This is a genomic window from Flavobacterium croceum DSM 17960 (assembly GCF_002917885.1).
GTDB lineage: Bacteria > Bacteroidota > Bacteroidia > Flavobacteriales > Flavobacteriaceae > Flavobacterium > Flavobacterium croceum.
In genome coordinates this window covers 31,047-42,959 of the sequence record NZ_PQNY01000007.1, presented here as the reverse complement: position 1 = coordinate 42,959, position 11,913 = coordinate 31,047, and the positions used below count along the sequence as shown (strand labels likewise).

Sequence of the window (11,913 nt, the reverse complement as noted above, 5' to 3'; positions counted from 1 at the left end):
CAGTACAAATGTCTTTTAGATTAGAATCATATTTCAAAAAATTTGCCATTTCTCATGATGATTTCTCACAAGATTTGTTTGAAATACCAGAATTAGAATGCGGAACTTTATTTCAAGAAATCTTAAAAAATGGTGTTCACGGATTTTGTTTTAGCTTATATGAAGAAGGGCAAAAACCAGGCGATGTAGTTACCCAAGAGCAAATTGTAAGAAGAATAAATATAATAAAACCCCATGCCCAATGGATTCGTTCTTTTTCATGTACCCAAGGAAATGAACTAATACCCAAACTGGCAAAAAAAGAAGGGATTAAAACATTGGTGGGAGCTTGGTTAGGCAACGATAAAGAAAAGAATAAAGTAGAGCTCGATGCACTTATCGATTTGGCAAAAAAAGGATATGTAGATATTGCTGCTGTAGGAAACGAAGTATTATATAGAAAAGACTTGACAGAACAAGAGTTAATAGAATGTATTCAATATGTAAAAAACGCATTACCCAATATACCTGTTGGTTATGTAGATGCGTACTACGAATTTTCTCTACGGCCAAATATAACAGCTCTTTGCGATGTCATTTTGTGTAATTGTTATCCTTATTGGGAAGGCACACCTTATCAATATGCTATACAACACATGAAACAAATGTATTATCAAACCAAAGCTGTAGCCAACGGAAAACAAGTAATTATTACAGAAACAGGCTGGCCTAGTCAAGGAGAGAATTTAAAAGAAGCTATTCCGAGCAAAACAAATGCTTTACAATATTTTATTCAAACTCAACTTTGGTCACAACAAGATAATGTTGATGTATTTTATTTTTCATCATTTGATGAGTCTTGGAAAGTAGGCGCAGAAGGAGAGGTAGGCGCATATTGGGGTATATGGGATAAAAATGAGCAATTAAAATATTAATAATGAACGTATTTAATACATTGAATATACCCGCAGCCAATGCTATATGTTATTCTGGATTTCGAGAAGGTCAGCAGCCGGGAGGAGTATATCCAAATTATCATGAAATAAAAGAAGACTTAGAAATTTTAAGTAGTAGTTGGAAGTATTTAAGATTATACGATTGTGATAAACACGCTCAAACCGTATTAGAAGTTATACAGAAAGAAAATTTTGATTTTAAAATTATGCTCGGTTCTTATATCGTTGCCGAGATGAATAATTTTGGTTGTCCTTGGGGAGGAGGTATATATTCTGAAGAAGAATTGCAAGAAAATAGAATTAAAAACCAAAACCAAATAGAAAAGCTTATCAATTGGGCAAATACATATTCAGATATTATTTTTTCTACATCAGTAGGAAATGAAGCTTGTGTAGACTGGACAGACCACTATGTGCCTGTAGATAGAGTAGTAGAGTTTGTAAAAATGGTGAAACAAAATACCAAACAGCCTGTTACATTTTGTGAAAACTATGTTCCTTGGCTTACCAAACTCAAGCCTTTGACAGAAGTTGTAGATTTTATTTCCATACATACTTATCCTGTTTGGGAATATAAGCACATACACGAATCGCTAGAGTATACAAAACAAAATTATTATGCTGTAGCCAATACATATCCTAATATTCCTGTGGTAATTACCGAAGCAGGTTGGGCAACAAATTCTAATGGAAAAGGGATACACCCAGAAAATGTGAGTGAGGAAAATCAAAAAATATATTACAACGACTTAATAACTTGGAGTACTCAAGAAAAGATTTTAACCTTTTTCTTTGAAGCTTTTGATGAAAATTGGAAAGGTTCTCCAGAACCCCTAGAGCCAGAAAAACATTGGGGTTTGTTCAAAATAGATAGAACACCAAAATTAGTAATGCAAAACGAAACAATTACACAAAAAATAAATGTTTAACTTAATAATTTTAATACAATGAAAAAAATTACACAAATTATGTTGCTCTTTGCAACTGTATTAGGTTTTTCGCAACCTACTACCAATGCGCCAACGCCGTCTCAACTTGCGGCCAATGTAATTTCGGTATATAGTAATGCGTATACCAATATTGCTACCAATTACAATCCAGGTTGGGGGCAATCTGGCACGGTAAATACAGCTTTTGAAGCAGTTGCTGGCTCTGGAAATACCATTATGGTATACTCAAATTTTAACTATCAAGGCACAGATGTAGCTACAACCAATGTGGCTGCTATGGAATATTTACATATTGATATTTGGACATCTACAGCTACTAATGTTAAGGTTTCTCCTATTAATAATGGTAGTGGAGCATCAGAGTTTTTAGTAAATGTACCTTTAGTAAATGGAGGTTGGAGTAGTGTAGATTTACCAAAATCTGCTTTTACAGGAATGACTTGGGACTCTGTATTTCAAATGAAATTTGATGGACAAGGAGGTACAACACCCTCAACAATTTACCTAGACAACATCTATTTTTGGAAAACAGCTGTTAATCCAGCTTCAGATGCAACATTAAGTGATTTAAAAGTAAACGGAACTACAGTAACAGGATTTAGTCCGTCTACAACAACCTATACATTTAGTGTGCCTCAGGGTACAACTACAGTACCACAAATTACTACTGCTACAACAACAAATGCTTCAGCAACAAAAGTAATTACACAAGCAACATCTATACCAGGTAGTGCTACTGTAGTGGTAACTTCACAAAATGCAACAGCTACAAAAACGTATACTGTAAATTATATTTTTGATGGACCAGGGGTTGCAGCACCAAATCCGCCTGCACGCAATGCAACAGATGTAATCTCTTTGTTTAGTAATGTTTATACAAATATTCCAATTGATGCATGGTCTGCTCCTTGGGATGATTCTAATATATCAGATCTTCAAGTAGCTGGGAATGATACTAAAAAAATTACATTTACTAACTTTATTGGAATTGATTTTAGTGGCGCTGGTCATCATATAGACGCATCAACATTTACACATTTCCATATGGATATATGGACAGATACTGCCGATTTAGTAGGAAAAGTATTCAATCTTAAATTTTCACAATGGGGAGGAACCTCAGGAGAGGTTTCGGCTTTAGAACTTCCGTTAAATACAGGTACAACGCCAGCATTGGTTTCTGGGCAATGGTTATCTATAGATGTACCATTAAGTTCATGGTCTAATAACACAAACAGAAACGATATAGCGCAGTTTGTAATTACCTCAAATTTAGGTGTAGTGTATTTTGATAATTTATATTTGTATAAAGGTACTCCACTATCAACAAATAGCTTTAGTAACGCAACATTAAAAATGTATCCAAATCCAGTAAGTTCAGGGCAACAAGTGGTAATTTCTGAAGATACAGCTTCTGTAGAAATCTATAACATTAACGGACAATTAGTTTCTAAAGATAATGGTAATATCATTCAAACATCAGGTTTAAATGCAGGTGTTTATATGGTTAAAGCAATAAATAACAGTGGCTTAAGTAAAGTTTCTAAACTTATTGTCAAATAGTAAAAAAGAACCAAGTAAAAAGGCAACCCAAAAGGTTGCCTTTTTTTGTACCCACAAAGGTCGTTTTGTCGAACCGCTTAATCAATGACCTAGAACACTTAGCCAACGTTTACAGGCATTTAACCGCAATTCGAAAAATCCTAATATGTTTTATTATAATTGGTGTGAAAGCTTTGTAAATCGCTCCAAAAATAGTTGAAACCGTTTTTGTCATAGTACTGAACCTTAACCAGAATCTCGGTTATCGGTAAAGTACCCAAAAACTTTCTATCAGTAAGCTCATGGAACTGCGCTGGAGTTAATGTATAGGTTGGCGACATGTACGTGAAATATCCCGAATAACTTGTTCTAAGTAGTTCCTTTTGTTCGTCAGCTTGTTCTGTGTTCACATTACCGTCACCCGATTGGATAAAGTATTCCATTTCGGGTGATGTCACTTTAAGTCGGTACAACAATCCGTCCTTGGCGAATTCTTCTTGCATGATTTGAACAGCTTGGTCAAGGTCTTCGCTTCTCACAATCATGGAATCGTGTTTCGAAAAACACAGCATTTTAGCTTTTTTAATGCGCTTCAAAATCCTATCCACAAACAGTTCGGATTCTGTAAGCTGGAGCATCACTGAAAACTTTGCATCACCATGCTCCTTCTTATATTGGTCAATCCAACCAACCACACTTGGGAACAATTCTTTGATTTTTTTCTTGAAAGTTGAATTGTTTCTATGACTACTGAACAAGACTTCAAACAACAATTGTTTTCCGTTTTTAATGTTTTTAAGACCTATTTCTTTGGCTATGTAAGCATATAGCTGACCCACTGATGTTAGTTGCTTAAACAGCTTGAAATCGTACGTTTCAAGATGCTTTTCAAGCAGATTTGTTAGTAAAGCAAACTGTGAGTTCGAGAGGTCAATTTGAACCAAATTATTCTGTCTGCAAATCTCGTCAACCAGTTCTGACACCATGTTAGTGAAGTTTGAATCCAATCTGTTATTGGTGGTATTGCGCTTAACGCTCAAACAATTGTTGCGCAATCTTTCTATGCTATTGGTATAATACAAAAGCATTGTTGCTTTTTTCTCTGCCAGAAAAGTTTCTGGTACAACAACTTTGAAACAACTTTTGTCTTTGACAAGGCACTGACCTTCACTCAAACTAGCAATTAGTTTTTCAGTGTTTCGGTATATTTCTCGTCCGTTAGCACCCTTCAATTTTACGCTATGTGGCAACACCTCCCTGTCAACAATAAATTCATCAATTGTGATGTTGTTGATAAGGTTTATTGCAATTTCTTGTAACAAATCATAGTCGATGGTCAATGTTTCAAAATCCTTTTTAAACCAATTGTAATAGGTCAAATCAACCAAATCCTCATTCTTAATAATATCCTTATATCCCAATGTCAATAAGGGTTCTGGAGATTTTTCCTTACATAGTACATTGAATGACTTTTTACTTATAGGATATACTAAACTAGAATGATACTTAGGATTAACCACATATTGATAACAGAGATGATTCATTTGAGATGGAGTTCCAGAACGAATCACAATACCTGTATCAATGAGAACATTCAACCATTGGTAATATTTGTCATCAAAGGTTTTCGTTAGATAGGCTTGTGGTTTGGGTGTTGGTTGGGTTGCATCCCAATGTTCTTCAATTGAATCACGGTAGAGGATTCCAACAAATTTGATGGAATGGGAGATTTGGGTTTTCGTGAGTGGTAATTGTGTGATATCACTAACCAATTCTTTTGGTAGTGAAACATAGGAGGTACGTGTAATCTTTGGTCGCTTTTGCCCAGCTGTTTTTCTTTTCAATTCTCATAACTATTGAGGCTTTCGTTATTGTTTAAGGCAATGTTTGACCACCAGCCTCAACCTTCTGGAGCGACCAGAAGGATGGTGGGATTTGGGGACTTTACTGTCCGTATTTATAAGTATAACGAATTTTAAAAAAAAGTCAAGTGCTGGGGTATAACCACTCCCCACGGTCACCCCTCGCTCCGTTACCGCCCTAACCTCCCTCCCCCCGTATGGATACTCATTGCGCCACTTGATGGTATTCGATTAAAAATTTTCTGGGAAAAATTTGACCAAAAAAATTAGTACAAGTACTAATTCCAGATGGAATACGTACTAATTTATCCGTGACGAACACGTATCAACTATGTGACCCTTATAGCAAATACGTGTCTGACAATCAATCAAAAACCTTTCTTATCAAGGGTTTCAATCACTCGCCCAGATTTTGGAGCTGAAAAATAAATATCTCATAAATTAAGATATTTTTCCTACCTTGTGTCAAAATTTCACGAGCATGAATCGGATAAAAGAAGTTCTGAAAGAGAAAGGAATCAAGCAAGTTTGGTTGGCTGAAAAGCTCGGAAAGTCTTACAATATGGTTAACGGTTACGTGACCAATAAACGACAACCGAGTATTGAGTTGCTCTACAAAATCGCTAAACTGCTTAACGTGAATGCTAAGGAATTATTGAATTAGCGCATGGAGCAGTACCAAGATGTTTTCACCAAAATGATGGATGACAAGGAATTTGGCGATGTGGTGAAGGGATATATGTTGAAGAAGGTTTATGATAGGTTAAGTAAGTAATTAAAAGTATTAATAAATGATAAAAAATATACTCAAAAACACATTGACTGGTATCTCATTGATAATTGGTTTTTTGGGATTTTCCCAAGACAACGAATCCGTTGTAGATTCAGTCTTTAAATTAACACCGAATTCAATCAATAAAAACAATTATTATTTGACCTATGAAGTTAATGAACGCTATCAGTTTGATAGTGAAAAAAACAAGGATTTAAAATGGGTAAAAAACAATTTAGAAGTACTTTGGGTAATACCTTCAATGAACTTAGAAACTACCGAAAACGTATCTTGGGAAAATGTGAATTGGGTTGAAGTAAACTCAAATCCAGATGTATTCTTGTGTGAAACCACCAATAATATTCCTAATGGTAAATGGAAATACACTAGTTCTAATAAAACAATAACTGGCAATTTTAGAAATGGTTTAGCAGAGGGTGCTTGGGATGAAACAGAAACAATTCAAAATAAAACCCGTCATGTTCATCAAGAATTTCGGAATGGAATTCCAAACGGAGAATGGTACGAGGAGCACAATGGAATAAAGTGGTACAGTCATGTTTTTTTGAACGGTAAACCAAACGGGTTATGGTTTGATTATTTTCGGAATAAAAAAAGAGAAACGAATTATGAAAATGGTTGTAAAAATGGAGTTTGTAAAACAACTGTAGACGGTGAAATAGAACAATTATATTACTACTCAAATGGCATTGTTAATGGTGATTATTTTGAATATAGCAGTAACACTCTGGTTAAAAAAGGCAGTTATGACATGGGGAAACCTAATAAAATTTGGGAAATTCATAAGATTGACAAAACAACTAAAATTAGATATTTAGCGTATCATTATGATTTTTCAAACATTCTGCAAGTAAAAATCTCAGAGTATTATTCGAATTCTAAACCAAAAAAAATTGAAATTTATGAGAATAATGTTGATTTAATTATTGGCGGAGGTAGTTCAAGTAGAATTGTTAATTGCAATCAAAATAATGGTGTTTGTAACAAACAAACAAAAACCTATTTTGCTAATGGTAACGCTGACAAAATTGTTTATAGTGGTTCAAAAGAATATCTAGTAAACAAAAAATTTGTTTCATACTTCGAAAATGGAAAAATAAAGTGCGAAGGAATATTTGGTGGTAATTTGAAACACTATGATTTAACAGGGAAAATAGTAAGTCAATCGTTATTCAGTATTGACCCTTTTACAGAAATCAGAGAAAATTAAATAGTGATGTGTAAAAAATATTTTGTATTCTTAATACTGCTAATTGCGTGTAGTTGCAATAATCAAAACAAAGAAAACAAACCTTTGATTAATTCTGGAACAAAGAATAAGAAATTAAAGGTAAGCTTTAAAAGTATTGAAAGTAATTCGACTTGTGATTTTGTTTTTGACGATAACAAAGTAACCATTATTCAAGGTTCAAAAGAAACAGAAGGCACATTTTTTAATGGTGTCATTTCAACAGAATTATGTTCTGATTGCTATAGAATTGGTCACGGTGATGATGGAGAAGGTTGGGCACTAGAAGTATTTAATTCTAATGGAGATTTTGAAAATGTTTATCATTTCGATGAAGAGAAGTCAACCGTTACTTTTGATGAGCTAACAATTTTCATGGAAAATGGAAATTTCGAAAAACAACCAATAGCATCCTCTAACACCAAATCTTTTCATGAAATTCAGATGGAACTAATAGATGGTTCTTTGAAAAAAGCAAAGGTATATTTAGGTGAACCAGATGTTTTTGAACCCCATATGGGTCATATTACAAAGGGATTTGTTGTCTATTATGACAAAGTACAAAACAACGCAAATACTCCGAAACATTTAATCTTATTCCTAAGATGGCAAGATGGGAACAACAATCCAGAAATAGAGGAAATTTATAGTGTATCCGATAATGAGAAAGCATGCTTCGGTATACATTGCTTAGAAATCCGAAATCACGAAATTTATACTAATACTTTAGATTTGATTCAAGACGAGGGATATAGTCCAATGTAATATTTCAAATTTGGGTATTAACAGCATAAGTTTCCCAATTAAATTCTTTGATGCCTTCATCAATTAGTGAATTGATTGAAAATGAGAACAGGTCATCTAATGCCCAAACAACTACCAATTCAGAACCATCGAATTTTTGAAACGGGTCATCAATACTTTTGCTTGATGAAAGCCAAAGATAAACGGTGTATTTCTTGAAGTGTTTCAAATCTAAGTTAAAACTCTCTTGATTCATCACGGTTTTACGCTTTCCCCAACGCTCTGGTGCTTTCAGATTCTCGTATACATAAACGTTATCTTCAAAGCTCGGTGACCCAGCCAAAATTTCACCGTAGGTTCTGCTTATATCAATTGCGATTACTTCAACTTCGTGACCGCAATCCAATTTTATAGATTGATTTTTCATATTTCGTTTTATAGATAAATATCGGGTTAAAATATTTATTTAATTGAAATCCAGGATTTTAGTCCGATTTATTGCGTATTCCAAAAATACCTGGAATATTTGCAAAGTTGTTATGAAAAAAGGAAAACCTTTTGGCATAACAGCAAAGAGGACAAAAAAGGTGGTTCAATCCCAGCAAAATGACCTCGATATTGTTTAACCCTTTTTTTATAACACTTATGAGTAAAATTCCAGTAGCAATTTTTGCAAGAGTGAGTTCGGACGAACAAGACTTCAATCGACAGATATCCGACCTCAAAAAAGTTGCCGATAAATTCAACTATGAAGTTGTCAGCGTTATCTCAGAAAAAATTTCGGGCGCAAAAGACAATCACGAAAGATTAGGAGTTCAACAACTTCTTGCTGAGGCAAAGGATGGAAAGTTCAAAAAAGTATTGTGTTCTGAGGTATCTCGTTTAGGTCGCTCCACGATTCAAACATTAAAGCTAGTTGAAGAGCTACATCAACAAGGTATCAGCATTTACCTCCAAGACCTTAACACAGAAACGTTGAACGAACAAGGCGAAATCAGCTTCCAAACAGAAATGATGCTCCACATGCTTAGCCTATTCGCAAAGAACGAGCGCAGAAATCTAATTGAGAGGATTCGGTCTGGTATGAATCAAGCCAAAGCGAAAAATATCCACTGTGGTAGACCAAAGAACAGCAAGGAAGAAGAAGCTATTTTCATTTCCAAATACCCAAAGGTGGTCGAAGGGTTGAAGAAAGGATTTAGTGTCAGAGAATGTGTTAAGCTTTATGATGTTTCATTAGCAACCGTAGCAAAAATCAGAAAAAAAGTAATTGTATGTTCGGAGTAAACTTATCAAGAATCTATATGGAAATAGCGAGGCAATACAAATGTCAACGGTTTGATGTGCATAGTGATATGAGCTATTTAGGTACGTCACCCGTTGAAACATTGATTGAATTTCGTTTACCCGAAAACACGCAAGTTGACCAAGTTAAGCTTGGAAAAATTTTCGATAAGCACATTAGTAACGTTCGATACTTCAACTTTATGGTTGAAAATGGAAGCATTTATCTGATGCTCCACTTCAACAAGAAGAAAAACAAGTTCGGAATCGACTATGAATACAGTTTAAATTGATTGATATGAAAAAACACAGTATAACAATTACCCACCAATTGGAAAAAAACAAAGCATGTTTTTTAAGTGACGAACCTCGAAAAATTTTACCGAAATGAAGTTGAACGCATCGTGAAAAGTATGGGTGTCGAGGTGATTTTTGTAAACGGAAGGCTTTACAGAGGATAGCAGAAAAAAGTTGGTTTTTATAGTTTTGAATATCATAATGTTACGATTTATTTTAAAAAAAGTGATTCTAAAATGTTGGCATCCATCAAAACAAAATCGTACCTTTGTAAAAGATTGAGGCATAGGGTATAAACTACAAAAGTAGCTCCTAGAACTCATTTTACTCGAAAATCGTACGAGGACAGTAAGGCTGTGAAGACGTATAACATAACTCACCACTTTGTTCCTAAAAAGTCGATTCAGCAAACATTCTTTTTGATTTATAAGGCATTTCTGCCTAACGAGGGGTTTTTATGCTTTTTGCATTTAACTTGTGTCTGATTCGCCATGGTCGTGCGCTTCGGAATGGTCATACTTGACTAAAAAATAATTCTTCCGCCATAGTAAAAAAATGAAGATAGGCGATAGGATGAACAATGCTATCTATTACCGAATGCAAAAAAAAACTAAACAGAAACGGTGTGCACTTTGATGACCAAGAGGTCGAAACAATCAGAAGGGTACTGTACATTTTGGCAAACGAATGCCATAAAATTATTAACAACAAAAACAACACAAATGACAAAAACTAATAACAATCAAATCAATGTAATCCTATACTGTAGGGTTAGCACGGACGAGCAAGCTGAAAAAGGATTCAGCTTGAACTACCAAGAAGAATCACTAAAAAAATATTGTACTTACAAAGGCTACAATATTGTAAAGGTATTTCGTGAAGACCATTCTGCTAAAAACTTCAAACGTCCCAGATGGAATGAATTGAAAACGTATGTAAAAGCAAACAAGAAAGCAGTGAACATGGTTTTGGTCACCAGATGGGATAGATTTTCGAGAAATGTGGAGCAAGCATTGAGGGAAATCAGAGAGTTTGATTCGGCTGGTATCGAAATTAACTCATCGGAACAGTACCTTGATATGGCGAATTGTGATAACAAAATGGTACTTTCAATTTACCTAACAGCTGGAGAGGTTGAACGGGATAAAATTTCTATCCGAACTGCATTAGGAACTTATCAAGCTAAATGTGAGGGATACTATGCACATCGTGCTCCATTCGGCTATAAAAGTCATCGTGAAGGAAATCGACTTCAACGGAACGGTCAGCAAATCAAGCGTACTAAACTTGTGCCTAATGAGAATGCGCATTATGTTACCGAAGCTTTCAGAGCCGTATCATTGGGTATTGAACCAGCAGAAGTTGTCCGCAAAAGACTAAATAAACAAGGAATGCAATTAGGCAAAAGCTCATTCAATCTCATGCTAAAAAACATTCTGTATGCTGGAAAGATTGAAGTTCACGAGTTCAAAAACGAATCCGCTAAGTTGGTCGATGGAGTGCACGCTCCATTGACAGACTTGGAAACATTTTTGAAGGTGCAAGATGTTTTTCAGAACAAAAAGTGGAAATATCTCCGTAAACCAGAGAAAGAGGATGATTTTCCATTGCGTAACTTCATTGTTTGCGAATGTTGTGGTCAGAACCTAACTGCGAGTTATTCCAAAGGCAGAAACGAACGATATGGGTACTACCATGGTAGACATCAATGCAAAACCAGAATTAGAAAGGAGAAAGCTGAAAATACTGTTGGTCAACTTTTGACCGAATTAAGTATTAATTCAAATATCAAATCGTTGTTTGTTGATATCTTAAAAGATTCTGCAAACGAATTAAACGGTAATAAAGCCAATGAGTTAAAAGTAAAAAAAACGAGGCTTAGCGAAATTCAAATGCAACTCACTAATGCTGATGACATGTTCTTAGCTGGCAAAATGCCATCTGACAGGTATAATATTACGGTTGAACGATACAATACGGAAAAGATGCAATTAGAGCTAGAAATCGAAGTTTTACAGCAAATTAATGGTGATATTTCAGAAAGCATTGAAACAGGTCTTCTGCTCCTTGAAAACCTTGACCATATGTTCTTTGAAAGCGATAACCAAGGAAAAAAAATGATACTTGGTTCATTATTCACCGAAAAATTAATATTTGGAAAAGAGAAGTGTCGAACCACAGAAATCAACGAAGTGATTCGCATTTTGACTAGGAATGACAAGGGTTTCGAAAGTACGGATAAAAAAAAGCTGTCAAAAATGACAGCTTTTCCGTAAAA

The 11,913-nt window shown here is 34.8% G+C and carries 10 protein-coding genes; 8 read left to right on the top strand and 2 right to left on the bottom strand.

The window, feature by feature from the left end; all coding sequences use genetic code 11:
* Window positions 1-8: 8 nt before the first annotated feature.
* From Q361_RS06495 to Q361_RS06485, 3 genes are read left to right on the top strand one after another with little or no spacing between them, the layout of a single operon-like run.
* Complete coding sequence (locus tag Q361_RS06495; protein ID WP_103725915.1) at window positions 9-914, top strand: glycoside hydrolase family 17 protein; 906 nt, start codon at window positions 9-11, stop codon at window positions 912-914.
* A 2-nt stretch (window positions 915-916) separates the two neighbouring features.
* Entirely contained in the window at window positions 917-1,864 is a 948-nt protein-coding gene (locus Q361_RS06490) for a glycosyl hydrolase family 17 protein (RefSeq protein WP_211290367.1), read from the top strand.
* Window positions 1,865-1,882: 18 nt separating this feature from the next.
* Window positions 1,883-3,448 (top strand): T9SS type A sorting domain-containing protein, encoded by a 1,566-nt coding sequence (locus Q361_RS06485; RefSeq protein WP_103725914.1) that lies wholly within the window; start codon window positions 1,883-1,885, stop codon window positions 3,446-3,448.
* Window positions 3,449-3,588: 140 nt separating this feature from the next.
* On the opposite strand, the gene Q361_RS06480 is transcribed toward Q361_RS06485, so the two are convergent.
* Window positions 3,589-5,271 (bottom strand): hypothetical protein, encoded by a 1,683-nt coding sequence (locus Q361_RS06480; RefSeq protein WP_103725913.1) that lies wholly within the window; start codon window positions 5,269-5,271, stop codon window positions 3,589-3,591.
* 499 nt (window positions 5,272-5,770) lie between these two features.
* On the opposite strand from Q361_RS06480, the gene Q361_RS06475 reads away from it, so the two are divergent.
* The 3 genes from Q361_RS06475 to Q361_RS06465 all read left to right on the top strand — a co-directional run bounded on the left by Q361_RS06475 (window position 5,771) and on the right by Q361_RS06465 (window position 8,075).
* Complete coding sequence (locus Q361_RS06475) at window positions 5,771-5,953, top strand: helix-turn-helix domain-containing protein (protein WP_103725912.1); 183 nt, start codon at window positions 5,771-5,773, stop codon at window positions 5,951-5,953.
* Between the two features lie 127 nt (window positions 5,954-6,080).
* Window positions 6,081-7,292: a toxin-antitoxin system YwqK family antitoxin gene (locus Q361_RS06470; protein ID WP_103725911.1), complete on the top strand. Its 1,212-nt coding sequence runs from the start codon at window positions 6,081-6,083 to the stop codon at window positions 7,290-7,292.
* An 84-nt stretch (window positions 7,293-7,376) separates the two neighbouring features.
* Window positions 7,377-8,075, top strand: coding sequence for a hypothetical protein (locus Q361_RS06465; RefSeq protein ID WP_146046985.1), 699 nt, complete (start codon window positions 7,377-7,379; stop codon window positions 8,073-8,075).
* A gap of 4 nt (window positions 8,076-8,079) precedes the next feature.
* On the opposite strand, the gene Q361_RS06460 is transcribed toward Q361_RS06465, so the two are convergent.
* On the bottom strand, window positions 8,080-8,481 hold the full coding sequence (locus tag Q361_RS06460) for a hypothetical protein (RefSeq protein WP_103725909.1): 402 nt from the start codon (window positions 8,479-8,481) through the stop codon (window positions 8,080-8,082).
* Window positions 8,482-8,699: 218 nt separating this feature from the next.
* Between Q361_RS06460 and Q361_RS06455 the strand changes: the two genes are divergently transcribed.
* Both Q361_RS06455 and Q361_RS06445 read left to right on the top strand, forming a co-directional pair.
* Window positions 8,700-9,341, top strand: a complete 642-nt coding sequence (locus tag Q361_RS06455; protein WP_169929280.1) for a recombinase family protein — start codon at window positions 8,700-8,702, stop codon at window positions 9,339-9,341.
* 1,016 nt (window positions 9,342-10,357) lie between these two features.
* Entirely contained in the window at window positions 10,358-11,911 is a 1,554-nt protein-coding gene (locus Q361_RS06445) for a recombinase family protein (RefSeq protein ID WP_169929279.1), read from the top strand.
* The last annotated feature ends 2 nt before the right edge of the window (window positions 11,912-11,913 follow it).